Origin of the sequence: Selenihalanaerobacter shriftii (assembly GCF_900167185.1) — a bacterium.
Taxonomy (GTDB): domain Bacteria; phylum Bacillota; class Halanaerobiia; order Halobacteroidales; family Acetohalobiaceae; genus Selenihalanaerobacter; species Selenihalanaerobacter shriftii.
In genome coordinates, this window is sequence record NZ_FUWM01000009.1 from 102,015 (window position 1) to 117,259 (window position 15,245).

Here is a 15,245-nt window from a genome sequence, read left to right on the forward strand (position 1 = left end):
GAGGTAAGTTATATGTGGTTTGATAAAGAACCAATAAGTGATCAAAATTTACCATATGATAGATTCAATATTTATGTTAATAAAGATTTGGTAGGCGAAAAAGTACCTTTAGCTGAAAATAATGATATTCATCAAGTAGAAAATCATTTAGAAAAAAAAGGAATTAATGACTTTAATATTCTAATAAAAGGAGGACACTTTGTTATTAAAGCAAACAAACCTTCTGAAGTAGAAACTATAAAGGCACTCCTTGGAAGTTATTTAGTAAATAGATAATTTAAAAATTAATTGGTTAAATAAAAGCAAAATAATAACATATATAAGTAATAAAAACTCAATGTTTTTTAGGAAATAAGATATTATAAAGGAGGACAATTAAAATGATCAAGGAAATAATTACTAATACTATAAAAGACAGAGTCTCCAATGCCAAAACTAAAACTAAATATCGTCAGGCATTAGTGGGATATGCTGATGCTACTGATAGTGATTTTAAAAAACTTAAAAAGATAGTCGCTCCAGAATATAAATTACCCGAAGATATACTCTCTAATGCTAAAAGTGTTATTGCTTTTTTTATACCTTTTTCTAAAAAAATAGTAAAAGACAATCAGCACAAAAATAAATGTACAAAGGAATGGGCAATTGCATATAAAGAAACTAATGAATTAATTAATCAGATATGTAATGCTTTACAAGAAAGATTAAGTGAAGAAGAGATTAAAGTTGGTTGGGAAGAATCCACTCATAATTTTGACGAAAAAAGATTAATTAGTTTATGGTCCCACAGAAGTGCAGCAAAAATATGTGGTTTAGGAGATTTTGGTCTTAATAAGATGTTAATTACTGAACAAGGTAGCGCAGGAAGATATGGTAGTCTTGTGATAGACAAGTACGTTAGTCCTTCAGATAAATTTACAGAGACGCCATGTCTTTATTATCAGAATGGTACTTGTGGTGTTTGTATCGGAGAATGTCCAACAGGAGCGTTAACTAAAGAAGGATTAGATAGACACTTATGTTATTCATTACTTTTAAAGAATGATCGAAATTTTAAAAATGAACTTGGAGAAGCAGATAGTCTTTTTGATGTTTGTGGAAAGTGTCAAGTTGGACCTTGTGCTTTTGAGATTCCAAAACAAAATTAAATTTTAAACAAAGGAGATGCTATTATGAAAGAAGTATTATTAGATGATATTGATTTTAGAATTAATTTTAAAAAATTATTAAAAAAATTGAAGACTGAACTACAAAGTGAAAATGCCAACAGAATTAAAGAGCTTGCTAATGAGGCTATGGAAGTAGCTAAACCAAAAGCACTTTATAAAATTACTTATATTAATGAACATAAAGAAGATTCTGTAATTATTGATGGGATTGAGTTTAATAGTAGAATTCTTAGTGTAAATTTTGAATCTGTTCAAAGGGTATTTCCATTTATTGCAACTAGTGGTGAGGAAATAGAAGAATGGTCAGGTCAATATAATGATATGCTGGAAAGCTATTGGATAGATGTAATTAAAGATATGGCATTAGATGCTGCTAGAGATGCTCTTAAAAAACATATCTCAGAATTTAATAATCCAGGATCAATTTCAAAAATGAATCCAGGATCCTTACCTGAATGGCCAATAAGTGAACAGGAAAAATTATTTGAACTTTTAGAAGATCCTACTGAGAAAATAGGGGTTAAACTTACCAGTAGTTTTCTAATGCAGCCAGTGAAGACTACTTCAGGAATTTGGTTTCCAACTGAAACAAGTTTCAAGAACTGTCAGTTATGTTCTAGGGAAGATTGTTCTAATAGAGAAGCTGCATATAATAAAAATCTTTACAAAGAACGTTATAAAAAAGAGTAATTACACGAAAAATAACTAAATTTACTCTTTTTCATCCTTGCATAACTAACTGACATATGTTATACTATTTTTGAAAATTGCATAATTAATGCAAGCCTCATCTGATATGATGAGGTAGAGGTGCAGTGAGTCACAAGTAATTTTAGTGAGCTATTAAGATTAGCTATGATCTAAAATGAAAAGGACTATTGCCGAAGTATTAGAGAAATCTTAATTTCTAATACTGGGTTAATATCTAATAGGTATTGGACTGCTTTTGAAGACAAATGTCTTCGGGAGTGCGCTATCTCATAAATTGGGATGAGGATTTTTTATTTTTAAATATATAATAAATGAGGAGGCAATAATTAATGGAAGAATTCGGAATGATATCTTTACTTCCGCCTTTATTAGCAATTATTCTAGCTTGGTGGAGTAGAGAAGTCTTAGTTTCACTATTTGCAGGGGTTTTTATTGGAGCAACTATTTTAGCAAATTTCAATCCATTAACAGGTTTTATGAGAACAGTTGATACTTATATGGTTAATTCGTTAACTGATTCTTGGAATGTAGCTATACTTTTATTCTTGTTAACTTTAGCTGGTATGGTAGGAATCATTAGTAGATCTGGGGCTACTCAATCGGTGGCCGATTTTTTAGCTAAGAAGGCTAAAACAGCTCGAAAAGCACAGATTGCTACTTGGTTTATGGGATTATTAATCTTTTTTGATGATTATGCTAATACTTTAATCGTTGGTAATACTATGAGGTCAATTACTGATAAACTTAAAGTTTCTCGAGAAAAATTAGCTTATATTGTAGACTGTACGGCAGCACCGGTGACTAGTATGGCATTTATTTCAACTTGGATTGGTTATGAAATGGGGTTAATTCAAGACGCCTTTACTAAGCTAGGTATGGATCAAAATATTTATACAACTTTCTTACAAACAGTCCCTTATCGATTCTATAGTATCTTTGCTTTGGTTTTAGTACTATTCATTGCATATTTAGGGAAAGATTATGGTCCAATGTATGATGCAGAAGTACGTGCTAGAACAGAAGGTAAGTTATTAAGAGATGGAGCTACACCTATGGCTTCAGAAGAGTTAACTGATATGAAGGTGCCTGAAGGTAAGCGCTTGACTTGGTATGATGCATTTATCCCTATAATTTCTGTAATAGTAATTACTATTGTTGGTCTTTGGTATAATGGAGGAGGAGCTGAAGGAGCAACTATTAGACAAGCATTTGGAGATGCTGATTCTAGTGTAGTATTATTATGGGCATCCTTTGGTGGTACATTTGTCGCTGGATTGCTTTCATTACTCAAAGGAGTTTTATCTGTTGAAGAGATAATGGAGGCCTGGATAAATGGAATTAAATCTTTAGCCATAGCTTCAGCTATCTTAGTATTAGCTTGGTCTTTAGGTGGAGTCATTGAAGAGTTAGGAACTGCTAACTATATTGTAAGTATTACAAAAGGAGTTCTACCACCTTTCTTAGTACCGACTATGATGTTTGTTTTACCTTGTATTGTTGCTTTTGCTACAGGAACATCTTGGGGAGCTAATGCTATTATTATGCCACTGGCAATTCCTATGGCTGTTAAATTAGGAGCACCATTAACTCCAACTATTGGTGCTGTATTAACTGGATGCGTTTTTGGAGATCATTGCTCACCAATTTCAGACACAACTATTATGTCTTCAACTTCATCAGCAGCAGATCATATCGATCATGTTAAAACTCAGATTCCTTATGCTGTTACTGCTGCTCTTATAGCTATTTTAGTTGGCTTTATTCCAGCAGGATTGGGTATTTCAGCTATGATTACTATCCCAATAGGTTTAGTTGCTTTATTTTTAACTGTTAATTTCTTAGGTAAAGATGTTACTAGTTTAAGTGAAGATATAGCTGAACTAGACGAAGGTGTAGTAAAAACAAAATAACATTTTTAAAATAGATAGAATAAAGACTACTTGAGATTAAAACAGAATCTTGAGTAGTCTTTATTTTTTTGATATACTTAAAAGATGGATTTTATTGCAATTTTATGGTATAATAATTTTATAATTAATTATATCTATAGGAGGTTTTATATGCTCTGGTTAGGATTAGCAGTAGCCGTATTGTTAGCACTAATTTTGATATTAAGAAGTTAGGTGGCAAAATATAATGAAGAATAAATTAATAAATATAATTTTACTTATAATTAGTGGTTTATTAACAGGATTACCATTTTCATACCCTAATTTATATTTTATAAGTTGGTTTAGTTTAGTACCACTTTTGTTAGTCATTAAAGACCAAACACCAAGAATGGCATTTAGAAGTGGGGTGTTAAGTGGGATATTCTTTTTTGGAACTGCAATTTATTGGATAGTCTACCCTCAACTTATTTTTGATTTATCATTGACATTTGCCGTTATTGTAACTATATTTTTAAGCATTATGTTAAGTATTCTAATTGGTACTTTTGCTTTAATAAGTAATTATTTAATAAAACATTATCAAAATTTTATTCTATTTTTAATCCCTGCTACTTGGATGATTATTGAATATTTAACAAGAACTATAGATAGTAGTTTTTCATTTGGTATTATCGGTTATACTCAAGCATATTTTCCAATCTTAATACAGATTGCAGATATAACAGGAGTATATGGAGTAACTTTTCTTATTATTTTAATTAATGTATTAATATATAAAATAATTTTACACTTTAAATATAATAAAATTTTAAATAAGTTAGAAGTAATTACAGTTAGTTTACTTTTGATTTTTGTCTTTAGCTATGGATTAATTAATTTAAATTTTCCTACTAATGAAGCAAGAAGAAGTTTAAAATTAGGTTTAATGCAACCTAATATCTCTCAAGAAATTAAATGGGACCACCAACATAGGACTAATATAATTAATTGGTATGTTAGATTAACTGATCAATTAATAGAAGATAATGATTTAGACTTAGTAATTTGGCCAGAAACTGCAATTCCTTTTGTATTAAGTCCGGATAATATGAATTGGCAGAAGTATTTATTAAGAAGAATTAATAAGTTTAATGTGTCATTATTTACTGGAGCGCTAAATAAAATTAATGATAATGTATATAATCAAGCTATTTTAATTAATCAACAGATAAAGATGACGGATAATTATAGTAAATTAAGTTTAGTTCCTTTTGGTGAATATATTCCATTTAGAAATTTACTACCTGCTTTTGTAGGTGAACTGGTCAATGATAAAACATCAGGAGAAAAAGAAAAATACTTCAAATTAAAAGGAGTGACTTGGAGTAGTCCTATCTGTTCGGAAATTTTAAATGCATCTTTAGTTAGCGAACTTGCTTCTAACAGTCAGTTTTTAATTAATATTTCTAATGAAGCATGGTTTCATCAAAGTAATGCTCCAATTCAAATTTGGCAAGCTGCCATTTTTAGAGCAGTAGAAAATAGGAGACCTGTTATTAAAGTAAGTAATACTGGAGTTAGTGGAATTATTAATAAAAAGGGGAAGGTTATTAAAAAAATGTCTCCTTTTCAACCGGACACTCTTATTTATGAATTAAAATTAGCAAGAAATAATGAAATAACTATTTATAATAAATATAATTATTATTTTCCTTACTTAGTAATATTGGTTATTTTATTTATTCTTTTAAAAAGAAACGAATCTCTTTTTTGATAATATAATACTTTGAGGTGATGATTATGAGTAAAAAAGCGGTTAATAAAGCTGGTGAAGAGTATGAATTACTATATAGTGAAGAGATTGATTGGAATAAATGTATAGGTTGTGGGAATTGTATTAGGATATGTGGGCAAGATGTATATATACTAGTAAATACTCCTCAAGGCCAAAAAGCAGATAATCCAAACAATAATAAATGTTTAGGAGATGCTCACTGTTATAATGCTTGTCCAACAAATGCTATTAAATTCAAAAAGACAGAAGAGAATAACGCAGAAGATGATAACTTTAAATAAAAAAGGTTCTAAGATTTTAATCTTAGAACCTTTTTTATATGTAATTTACAAATTTCTATAAACTCCGATTACTTTTCCTAAAATCTTTACATTAGAAACTATAATTGGCTCCATGGTTTTATTCTCAGGTTGCAAACGAATATGTTCGTCTTCTTTGAAAAAGCTCTTTACAGTAGCTTCTTCATCTAATAAAGCTACTACAATATCTCTATTTTTAGCAGTATTTTGTTGTTTAACAATTACATAATCTCCATCTAAGATTCCAGCTTCAATCATACTATTACCTTCAACAGTAAGTATAAATAATTCATCACTAGTGTCACTAATATATTCAATAGGAAGTGGAAATGTATCTTCGATATTTTCAATAGCTAGAATAGGCTCTCCAGCAGTCACATTACCAACTATAGGAATATTAACTAACTCTTTATTGGTTTTATTTAAATCTGCAGGTTCATATAAAACCTCAATTGCTCTTGGTTTAGTAGGGTCTTTACGAATATATTCTTTTTCTTCTAAAGTTTTAAGATGGGAATGAACAGTAGAGGGAGAGCTTAATCCTACTGCCTTAGCTATTTCACGTACAGACGGTGGATATCCTTTCTGATTTATCTCTTTCATTATAAAAGTTAAAATTTGTTGTTGTCGCTTAGATAGTTCTTCCATTGCTGCACCTCCATTATAATCAAATTATTTATATTATACCATAAGTAACTCCTTAAATCAAACTCGTGTTCCCTTAATATTAGAACTTTTGTTCGTTTTACCTTGACAAGGAACAGATGTTCGTATATAATATAATTAGAACAGGTGTTCTAGAAACTAGCGTTCTACATAGGAGGGGATGTATTATGAAGGATTATGCTGTTAATTGTTATCCGCGTTCTAAACAGAATAAAAATTCAAAAAGGGGAATTTTGAATTTAGGACTAGTTTTAATTATTTGTACAGTTATGTTTTTGCTTATAAGTAATACAGTTGTAAGTACTGGAACTATACATATGAAAAAGATAAAAGTTAAACCTGGAGATTCACTATGGATAATAGCTAAAGCACATTATTCTTCAAAAATAGATGTTAGAAAGAAAATTTATCAAATTAAAAAAATCAATAACTTAACTAATGCTAATATCCAACCCGGCCAAATAATTGAAATTCCTCAAAATAAGTAATTTAATCTACAAATATGCAGGGGTTTTATTCAAAATATAGAATATATTATATGGGCCAAATTTTAAAGTAATAAATTATAAAAAAATCACAAAAATATTGATTATGAATAAGTATATGATATAATAGTAATTGCTTGGCTAAGATAAATTATTTAAATGCAAATGGAGATTGGCTAATATAATAATTAAATTAAATATTTAAAAAATCAAAGGGTGGGTTGGATCATGAATAGTCCTGAAATTTCAGAATGTGTTCTAGAGCATAAAATATGCACTGGATGTCGAGAATGTGATTATTGTGATTTAAATGAAAACAAGGTATGTAATAATTGTATGAAATGTGTAGAAGGTGATGACTCCGATTTTAGAGCTATTAAAGTCACTGACATCAAATACGAATAATACTTAATTATTAAAAAAAGTAACCGTTTAGCGCGGTTGCTTTTTTTAATTTGTTACACAAAAAAATAACTTACTAAAATATCAATTAAATAATTTATATGGATTGACTGTAATTAAATTAAGGAATAATTAAAAAAACAACTAAAAGAAATCGAAATTTAAAAATTACATTTAAAACTAAAAAAATATAATTTGAAATAAAAAATATAATTTGAAATAAAAAATATAATTTTTTAATCCCTAGAGTTTATAAACTCTAGGGATATGGCAAGTAACTTAAAATGAATTAGAAAAAATCAAATTAGTATTTTAAGAGAATAAAAACGTTTTTATTTGTAAACATCATTGGAACAAAATACGAAAGCATTTTTTGAAACTATCTATTAAAACTTTCTACAAAGAGTTAATAGATAGTTGTTAGATAATAAGATTATTAATAAAAAAACTAGAATTAATTATTGAAACCATAAATAAGATTAATAATAGTTTTGTTCAAAGATTTTATTGAAACGCCTTACTATTTAATAACTATATTATTGCTTTAATGAGAACTTAGCTCGAATATTATTTCGCAAAATTCATCTTTTACGAAATAATATAAAAAAGCAGGAGAAAATGAATTATTTAAAGAAATAAATATATACATTGTTGTTTTAGGAGGTCTTACATATGAAAAAACTTCATTATACAAAAGCTGTTAATAGTTTTTTAAAGTATCTAGTTGCTGAACGAGGTTTTTCGGAATTAACCATTAAAGAATATGAACGTGACCTGGATTTATTTTTTCGTTATCTTCAAAATGAATTTAATTATGATCCTGATAAGATTTATATTGATACAATTTCTAGATATGAACTAACGGAATTTCTAGGTGATATTATTTTGATTAAAGATAATTCTCCAGCTACTAGAAATCGAAAGTTATATAGTATTCGTTCTTTCTTTAATTATTTAGTTAAACAGAATATATTAGAAAAAAATCCAGCCCATTCTATTGAAGCTACAAAATCAAATTTACGAGCGGAACCTATTTATCTTCAATTGGATGATGCAAAACAATATATGGAAGCTATTCGCAATTCTAATTCTTCTACTTCTATTAGAGATTTAGCGATTGTGAAAGTCTTTATTTATTGTGGTTTGCGAGTTTCTGAATTAACAAATTTAAATTTAGAAAATATTGACTTTCAAGATAAATCAATTAAATTTTATGGTAAAGGAAGTAAAGAACGTTATGTTCCTGTGCATACTGATGTAATTCAGTCAATTCAAGAACACTTAATTTATCGTGATACCATTCAACCTAATAACAAAGATGCTCGTAAAGCCCTTTTCTTATCTAATCGAGGTAATCGTATTAATGTAAGAACAGTTCAGATTATGGTAAAAAAGTATGCAAAAAAGGCCGGAGTTCGCAATGCTAGTAAGATTACTCCACATAAATTACGTCATACCTTTGCTTCAATGCTTTATAAACAAACTAAAGATTTAAGAGTATTACAGGAATTATTAGGACATAGTGATATATCTACTACTCAAATTTATACTCATACTGATAAGGAACAAAGAAAACAAGCTGTAAACCAAATGCCGGATTTATAATAAATCTGGCATTTTTATTTTTGGAAATTTGTAATGAGCCACCTTTAAATGAATATAATTAAATATTGAATATATATAATTATATAAAGGAGGCAATTACAATTAATTTCAAAAAACAGACATTACTCCAAGGTACTTTTATTTTAATGATTGCAGGCCTAATTAATCGTATTTTAGGATTTGGTTTAAGAATGATTCTAGTACCGATTATTGGAGCGGAAGGTATAGGATTATTTCAGATGGTCTTTCCTATTTTCATCACTTTTGCTATCATTGCTACTTTTGGCTTACCAATAGCAATTTCTAAATTTGTTTCTGAGCGAATAACCAAAAAAAGTTTTCGCGAAAGTTTAAGATTATTAAAAATATCATTAGTTTTTGCTTTATTAACTGGTAGCATCTTCTCATTTATATTTTATCTAAATGCTCATTTTATTGCTACAAGACTATTGAACAATCCACAGACTGAGTTGATTTTAAAGGGTATTGCCCCTGCTCTCTTCTTTATAACGGTCTCTTCAATATTTCGTGGTTTTTTTCAAGGATTACGTATGATGACTCCAACAGCAATTTCTCAAATTGTAGAACAGGTCACACGAATTATAGTTACTTTAGTTATTGTTAAAAGTTTACTAGATTATAGTTTGCACTATCAAGCAACAGGTGTTGCTTTAGGAATTAGTGCTGGTGAAGCTTTAGGATTATTATGTTTGATCCTAATTTTTCTTAAAGTACGTCTTGATATGCATCAAAATATTACATCTGAAACAGAATCAGAAAGTGAAAAAAGCAATAAAACTCTCTTTAAAAATTTAATTAAATTTGGTTTTCCGATTACTGTTGGTAAAATAGTTGCTTCTTTAATGTATAGTATGGAAGCAATCTTAATCCCTGCTAGATTGCAAGCGGCAGGACATTCAATTTCAAAAGCAACTGAGCTTTATGGCCAGCTATCTGGGATGGTACAACAGATAGTTTATCTCCCAACAATTATCACTATTGCTATTACATCTAGTTTAATCCCAGCAATTTCAGAATCATTATCTATCAATAATTATTTTGAACTTAAAAATCGTTATCAAGAAGCACTAAGATTAACAATTTATGCTGGTTTACCAGCAGCAATTACCTTCCATCTATTCCCTAAAAAAATCTGTGATCTATTATTTGGCTATCCTCAGGCTGGAGAAATCTTAAAATTAATTTCATTAGGAGTAATCTTCTTATATCTATTACAAATTTTAAGCGGAGTATTACAAGGATTAGGAAAACCTAATATAGTAGTTATTAATTCTATTATTGGCTTAATTATAGAAATATTCTTAATCTATTACCTAGTTAAGGAACCTAATATTGGCTTAAATGGTGCAGTACTAGGTATTGTTGCTAGATTTATAGTAGTAGCTATATTAAACTTTATTGCTATTGGTAAAAGTATCGGTTTTGGTTTAGATATCAAACAATTATTTTTAAAGCCTATTTTTGCATCAGGTTTTATGTTAATTGTACTTCCAGCAACCTATCAATATTCTTGGAATCTATGGCATAATAATTTAATTAGTTTATTCTTAGCTATTACCACTGGTTTAATAGGTTATTTATTAATTTTAATTGTAATCGGAGGAATTACTACTAAAGATTTAAATAGAATTTTCAATTAAAATAACTAAAGTTAATGTAGTCTTTGTTCATCTGTTTCTTCTACTTCATCTTTTAGCGTAAATGGTTCTATTCTTTCTTCAAACTCTTTATTATCATATTCTCTATTTATTGAAAAACCTGCATAGTCTATTCTAGACATTTGAGCAATATCTTTGTCAACTGTGCAGAGATCATTACGGTTTAATTCTGATAATTTTGTTTTTCCTAATGTACGTACGACTTGTTTCATTTCTGTAGTACAAGATTTAAGATAATTTACTAACTTTTCAACTCCTTCTTCAATATCAAAATCTTCTTTATGCTCACCAGTATAAAGCATCATATCAACAGGTGGTTCCCAAAGAGTAGCCTTAGTCATTTGAGTTTGAACCATAGCTATTACCGCCATAGTTCCAATATAGACTGCATCTGCTCCTAGGGCTAAAGCTTTTAAGTAATGTCCAGGAGTTGTTAGTCCTCCAGTAATAATTAATGTAACTTCATCTTTAACATTATTTTTTTCTAAATAATTTGTTGCTCGATTTAATGCATGTAAAGTGGGCAAGCCTACATCATCCTGTAAAGTAGTAGGCCCACCATGGGTTCCACCTTCAGAACCATCAATAGTAATGAAGTCAACATCTGCTTGTAACATTATATCTAATTCTTTTTCTAAATAGTGGGTAGCAGCTATTTTAATGCCTACTGGAACTCCATATTCACTTCTTAATTCTTCTACTAAATTAATAAAATCTTCTTTATTCTTTACACCAGGTAAATTAGAATGAATTACTGCTGGCTGTCCTTCTGCTAATCTAAATTTATTTCTATATTCTTTACCAATTAATCTAGCAGGTGTCTTCATTGAAGCAGATGCCTGAGCCCCTTGTCCTAACTGTATTTCTATAGCATTTAATTTTTTTAATGCCTCATGTTCATTCATCCAACCGCCTCGATTATACTGACCTATAAAGTATTTAGCATTTTCCCACTCCTCTTCTAGGAGTGGAGCTTCTCCAGAATTAGTAGCTGTCTCGATTTCAGAAGCAGCTTTAGCTAAAGCAGTCTTCATTTTCTTACTTAAAGCACCTCCATAAGACATACCAGCAATCATAATAGGATTTTTTATTTTAAGAGGTTTTTTAGCCTTAGGGCCAATAGTGACATTAGTATCTATTTTGGTTTTCCCGTCAATAGGAAACTTTACTAAATGCACTGGATTAAATAAGATCTTCCCCCATCTTGATAAAACATTAGGGCTTCCTAACGGTCTTGATAATGGTTTGCCTGTTTCAGCTCTAATAGTAGTTTCAATTAAATTTTTAGGCTTAACTTTTTGAGTCACAGTTACCATTTCATATAAATTATCAGTATACTTATCTTTCATCAATCTTTCCATAAAACTATCCATCATTGAATCCGAAATTTTTCTCATGAAATAGCTTATCATTTTCTCATCTCCTATTATAAATAATTCTGTTAGTAATATTAGTCTTTTTTAATTATTAAAAATTATTCATTCATATATTAATTTGAAAATCAAAAAGCACTTAAGGTTTCTCCCTAAGTGCTAGTATTTAAAATAAGCTTAATTGTTGGTAAAAATTATTCTTTAAATTAGTTAAAGTAACCCCGATTAACCTAACCTTTTTTTCTAATTTCTCATTTTGTAATAGACCATTAGCAATTTGATATATATCATAATAAGAATCAGTATAACTATTAATTGTTTTGCTTCTTGATATAACTTCAAAATCCTCATATTTAATTTTTAAGACTACAGTTCTACCATAAACTTCTTTCTTTTTAACTCTATTAACTACTTTTTTACTTAATTTTTTCAGATAATCTATTAAAACTTCATTATTAGATATGTCTTTAGAAAAAGTAGTTTCTTTTCCAATAGACTTAGGAGTCCCTGGTGGAGTAACTTTTCTATTATCTTTTCCTTGGGCTAATTGATAGATTCGATAACCTTGTTTGCCAAATTGATCAATAAGAAATCTGGGGTTAGCCGTAATAATATCACTAACTTTATGAAAATTATATTTTTTTAGTTTAGCAGCAGTCTTAGGTCCTACTCCCCACAACTGATTAACATCTAGCGTTGCTAATATTCTTTTAGCATTTTGAGGAGAGATAATCTTAAACCCATCAGGTTTATTGAAATCTGAAGCAAATTTTGCTAAAAATTTATTATAACTGATTCCAATTGAAGCTGTTAACTCTAACTTGCTCTGTATTTGTCGTTTTATTTTTCTTCCGATTTGAACACTATTTTGAAAATTATCACTTACATCTAAAAAAGCTTCATCTAAAGCTAAAGGCTCTATTAAATCAGTATGCTTAATAAAGATATCATGTAATTGAGAAGAGACTTTTTTATAATTTTGATGATTAGGTTGTAAACAAACCCCTTTAGGACATAGTTTTTTGGCTTTAACCATAGGCATAGCTGAATGGACACCATATTCTCTAGCTACATAAGAAGCAGTACTAACTACTCCACGTTTACTTGTTCCTCCAATGATAACTGGTTTACCTTTTAATTGAGGATTATCTCTTATTTCAATAGCAGCATAAAAAGCATCCATATCAACATGAATAATATTTAATTCCATATTAAACCCCTCTATATCCGATTATTTTATCCTGTTTCCATAATTATTTATTATTAATCCATAAACTTAGTACCTACATTTCCTGAATGCCCCATATGATATAATGCCTTAAATATATGGCCGCTTTTATAATAAACAGCCCCTAATAAGAAATGAGTATATTTATCTGATTCTATCTCCATGGATTTCTTTAAAACCTTCTCTGCTTCATCATAATTTTCTAACTTACCATAAATAGTTCCCAAATAATTATAAGACCAAATATTTTTAGGATCTTTTTTAACTATCTTTTTAAATATATCTAAAGATAATTGATAATCATCATTAGCATAATAAGCAAATCCTAAGTAATTTAAATAAAAGAGATTATTAGGATCTTTTTTTGATTTAATTTTATATTCTTCAATAATTTGTTCAGTTTTTTGTTCATTCTCTAATTCATTTAAGATGTCAAACTCTTTTTTAGCTAAATCTATTTTTCCTAAATTGGCATATGCTACTCCTAATTTAAAATGTTTTTTTATATCATTTTGTTTAACTTTTTGATTTAATATTTTCTTATTAGCTTTAATTGATTCTTGCCATTGTGCTTGGTATTTGCTTTTAGCTATTACTTGATTATTAAATAATAATAGAGAAAAAACTATAAAAATTATTACTACTTTATAAATCTTTTTCACTTATGACACCACCTTATAATCAATATATTTATATATTACAATACAATATTCATCTATTAATACTTTCTATTTAATAATCCAAATTCCTGCTTTAATCTACAATATATGATGAAATAAATAAGTTAAATATCATAAAAAACGGTTGGCAGTATTTTCACTACCAACCGCTTACTTTAGTTCTCATCTTCACAATTAGATTTAAATAAGTTTTCAATAGTTTTTTGAGGAGTGATTGTAGAGATAGCATGTTTATAAATCATCTGTTGTTGTCCATCGGAATCTAGAATAACTGTAAAATTATCAAAACCTGTTACTTTTCCAGTGAGTTGAAAGCCGTTAACTAAGTAGATTGTTGCTGTAATCCCTTCGCGACGGAGCTGATTTAAGAAGCTATCTTGAAGATTAATTTGGGATTTCATGTTAATGACGCCTCCTTTATTTATATATTCTTCCTATTAGTTCTATTTCTACACTTCTTTATCTTTTCCCTGCAAAGGTCCGTCATTTTTATCATTTCTACATAAAATACATTTTCCTTCTTTAAGCGATTCTTCTCTCAATAATATAGGTGCGATCACTAACCCTTCTTTAAAACCGTCTTTTCTTCCAAAATAATATCCTGCAATATATCCAACCCCCAACGATAATAGTATACTGATAACCAAAATATTACCGATCTTTATAATATTCACCACCTTCATCTTCTAATAAAAAGGTAATTACGGGAGCAACAAGTAAAACCAATAGAGTCTTTTTAAGTGCTAAGTAAGCAGATGTGGATGAGATTATTATAATTAATAAAATCACTTGACGTCTTCCCAAAATATGAATAAAATTATTACGTTGAGCTTGCATATCATTGTTATAATCTATAAGATCATCAATTAATTGAATATTAAAGATAACCAATAATGATGAAACCATTTGATTGAATTGTACAAATAAAAGACTTATTATCAATAGGAATAGACTTTCTTGGTATGATTCTAATTTAGTAGGTAAAGAATTTTTTAAGTCATATCCCATACCTAAAATATAACTTGCCCAAAAAAGAGAAATGGCCCATGAAGAATTTAAAGCTACTGCAAATGAAAATAACAATAAAGCATAAGGTATAACAGCTTTATTTAATCTACCAGCTAAAGTTTTTTTACCTATTAATTTATCTATCTCTTGGTCTAGATAGTCATCCATTAATTTAATGGTAAAGCCCGTTAACAAAATACTTATTAAGTCTTTTGTTAAAATAATAATTACTTCTTGCAAATTTTCACCTTCTAATTTAAGTTATACTCTATTA

At 28.7% G+C, this 15,245-nt stretch carries 17 protein-coding genes and 1 riboswitch; of the genes, 10 read left to right on the plus strand and 7 right to left on the minus strand.

Going from position 1 to position 15,245, the window contains the following annotated elements:
• Window positions 1-12 precede the first annotated feature (12 nt).
• The 6 genes from B5D41_RS06360 (at window position 13) to B5D41_RS06385 (ending at window position 5,827) form a co-directional block, all read left to right on the plus strand.
• The gene (locus tag B5D41_RS06360) at window positions 13-276 is read left to right on the plus strand and encodes a hypothetical protein (RefSeq protein WP_078809788.1); all 264 of its coding nucleotides are present in this window, start codon (window positions 13-15) and stop codon (window positions 274-276) included.
• A gap of 104 nt (window positions 277-380) precedes the next feature.
• Complete coding sequence (locus B5D41_RS06365; RefSeq protein WP_078809789.1) at window positions 381-1,148, plus strand: hypothetical protein; 768 nt, start codon at window positions 381-383, stop codon at window positions 1,146-1,148.
• A 24-nt stretch (window positions 1,149-1,172) separates the two neighbouring features.
• On the plus strand, window positions 1,173-1,859 hold the full coding sequence (locus B5D41_RS06370) for a vitamin B12 dependent-methionine synthase activation domain-containing protein (RefSeq protein WP_078809790.1): 687 nt from the start codon (window positions 1,173-1,175) through the stop codon (window positions 1,857-1,859).
• 107 nt (window positions 1,860-1,966) lie between these two features.
• Window positions 1,967-2,153, plus strand: a riboswitch (Lysine riboswitch).
• 56 nt (window positions 2,154-2,209) lie between these two features.
• Entirely contained in the window at window positions 2,210-3,790 is a 1,581-nt protein-coding gene (locus B5D41_RS06375) for a Na+/H+ antiporter NhaC family protein (protein ID WP_078809791.1), read from the plus strand.
• A gap of 226 nt (window positions 3,791-4,016) precedes the next feature.
• Window positions 4,017-5,525: an apolipoprotein N-acyltransferase gene (gene lnt, locus B5D41_RS06380; protein ID WP_078809792.1), complete on the plus strand. Its 1,509-nt coding sequence runs from the start codon at window positions 4,017-4,019 to the stop codon at window positions 5,523-5,525.
• Window positions 5,526-5,551: 26 nt separating this feature from the next.
• Complete coding sequence (locus B5D41_RS06385) at window positions 5,552-5,827, plus strand: 4Fe-4S dicluster domain-containing protein (RefSeq protein ID WP_159442909.1); 276 nt, start codon at window positions 5,552-5,554, stop codon at window positions 5,825-5,827.
• A 45-nt stretch (window positions 5,828-5,872) separates the two neighbouring features.
• Here the strand turns inward: B5D41_RS06385 and lexA are convergent, their stop codons facing one another.
• Entirely contained in the window at window positions 5,873-6,493 is a 621-nt protein-coding gene (gene lexA / locus B5D41_RS06390) for a transcriptional repressor LexA (RefSeq protein ID WP_078809794.1), read from the minus strand.
• Window positions 6,494-6,678: 185 nt separating this feature from the next.
• Between lexA and B5D41_RS06395 the strand changes: the two genes are divergently transcribed.
• The 4 genes from B5D41_RS06395 (at window position 6,679) to spoVB (ending at window position 10,664) form a co-directional block, all read left to right on the plus strand.
• Complete coding sequence (locus B5D41_RS06395; RefSeq protein WP_159442910.1) at window positions 6,679-6,999, plus strand: LysM peptidoglycan-binding domain-containing protein; 321 nt, start codon at window positions 6,679-6,681, stop codon at window positions 6,997-6,999.
• Window positions 7,000-7,224: 225 nt separating this feature from the next.
• Window positions 7,225-7,401, plus strand: coding sequence for a hypothetical protein (locus B5D41_RS14225; protein WP_200806427.1), 177 nt, complete (start codon window positions 7,225-7,227; stop codon window positions 7,399-7,401).
• A 669-nt stretch (window positions 7,402-8,070) separates the two neighbouring features.
• Window positions 8,071-9,003, plus strand: a complete 933-nt coding sequence (locus tag B5D41_RS06400; protein WP_078809796.1) for a tyrosine recombinase XerC — start codon at window positions 8,071-8,073, stop codon at window positions 9,001-9,003.
• A gap of 65 nt (window positions 9,004-9,068) precedes the next feature.
• Window positions 9,069-10,664, plus strand: a complete 1,596-nt coding sequence (gene spoVB / locus B5D41_RS06405; RefSeq protein WP_268794138.1) for a stage V sporulation protein B — start codon at window positions 9,069-9,071, stop codon at window positions 10,662-10,664.
• Window positions 10,665-10,675: 11 nt separating this feature from the next.
• Here the strand turns inward: spoVB and B5D41_RS06410 are convergent, their stop codons facing one another.
• The 6 genes from B5D41_RS06410 to B5D41_RS06435 all read right to left on the minus strand — a co-directional run bounded on the left by B5D41_RS06410 (window position 10,676) and on the right by B5D41_RS06435 (window position 15,211).
• Window positions 10,676-12,094 (minus strand): FMN-binding glutamate synthase family protein, encoded by a 1,419-nt coding sequence (locus B5D41_RS06410; protein WP_078809798.1) that lies wholly within the window; start codon window positions 12,092-12,094, stop codon window positions 10,676-10,678.
• A 127-nt stretch (window positions 12,095-12,221) separates the two neighbouring features.
• Window positions 12,222-13,265, minus strand: coding sequence for a DNA polymerase IV (locus tag B5D41_RS06415; protein WP_078809799.1), 1,044 nt, complete (start codon window positions 13,263-13,265; stop codon window positions 12,222-12,224).
• Between the two features lie 53 nt (window positions 13,266-13,318).
• Window positions 13,319-13,945 carry a tetratricopeptide repeat protein gene (locus B5D41_RS06420; protein WP_078809800.1) on the minus strand — a complete coding sequence of 209 codons (627 nt, stop codon included), beginning with the start codon at window positions 13,943-13,945 and terminating at the stop codon, window positions 13,319-13,321.
• A 173-nt stretch (window positions 13,946-14,118) separates the two neighbouring features.
• Complete coding sequence (gene hfq, locus B5D41_RS06425; protein WP_078809801.1) at window positions 14,119-14,364, minus strand: RNA chaperone Hfq; 246 nt, start codon at window positions 14,362-14,364, stop codon at window positions 14,119-14,121.
• Between the two features lie 48 nt (window positions 14,365-14,412).
• The gene (locus tag B5D41_RS06430; RefSeq protein WP_078809802.1) at window positions 14,413-14,637 is read right to left on the minus strand and encodes a hypothetical protein; all 225 of its coding nucleotides are present in this window, start codon (window positions 14,635-14,637) and stop codon (window positions 14,413-14,415) included.
• Window positions 14,615-15,211, minus strand: coding sequence for a UbiA prenyltransferase family protein (locus B5D41_RS06435; protein WP_078809803.1), 597 nt, complete (start codon window positions 15,209-15,211; stop codon window positions 14,615-14,617). The genes B5D41_RS06430 and B5D41_RS06435 overlap by 23 nt, the downstream gene beginning before the upstream one ends.
• Window positions 15,212-15,245 lie beyond the last annotated feature (34 nt).

Excerpts from the sequence above, each read along its gene's own strand:
- B5D41_RS06360 (WP_078809788.1), top strand. The coding sequence starts at position 13 with ATGTGGTTTGATAAAGAACCAATAAGTGATCAAAATTTACCATATGAT.
- B5D41_RS06365 (WP_078809789.1), top strand. The coding sequence starts at position 381 with ATGATCAAGGAAATAATTACTAATACTATAAAAGACAGAGTCTCCAAT.
- B5D41_RS06370 (WP_078809790.1), top strand. The coding sequence starts at position 1,173 with ATGAAAGAAGTATTATTAGATGATATTGATTTTAGAATTAATTTTAAA.
- B5D41_RS06375 (WP_078809791.1), top strand. The coding sequence starts at position 2,210 with ATGGAAGAATTCGGAATGATATCTTTACTTCCGCCTTTATTAGCAATT.
- lnt (WP_078809792.1), top strand. The coding sequence starts at position 4,017 with ATGAAGAATAAATTAATAAATATAATTTTACTTATAATTAGTGGTTTA.
- B5D41_RS06385 (WP_159442909.1), top strand. The coding sequence starts at position 5,552 with ATGAGTAAAAAAGCGGTTAATAAAGCTGGTGAAGAGTATGAATTACTA.
- lexA (WP_078809794.1), bottom strand. The coding sequence starts at position 6,493 with ATGGAAGAACTATCTAAGCGACAACAACAAATTTTAACTTTTATAATG.
- B5D41_RS06395 (WP_159442910.1), top strand. The coding sequence starts at position 6,679 with ATGAAGGATTATGCTGTTAATTGTTATCCGCGTTCTAAACAGAATAAA.
- B5D41_RS14225 (WP_200806427.1), top strand. The coding sequence starts at position 7,225 with ATGAATAGTCCTGAAATTTCAGAATGTGTTCTAGAGCATAAAATATGC.
- B5D41_RS06400 (WP_078809796.1), top strand. The coding sequence starts at position 8,071 with ATGAAAAAACTTCATTATACAAAAGCTGTTAATAGTTTTTTAAAGTAT.
- B5D41_RS06410 (WP_078809798.1), bottom strand. The coding sequence starts at position 12,094 with ATGATAAGCTATTTCATGAGAAAAATTTCGGATTCAATGATGGATAGT.
- B5D41_RS06415 (WP_078809799.1), bottom strand. The coding sequence starts at position 13,265 with ATGGAATTAAATATTATTCATGTTGATATGGATGCTTTTTATGCTGCT.
- hfq (WP_078809801.1), bottom strand. The coding sequence starts at position 14,364 with ATGAAATCCCAAATTAATCTTCAAGATAGCTTCTTAAATCAGCTCCGT.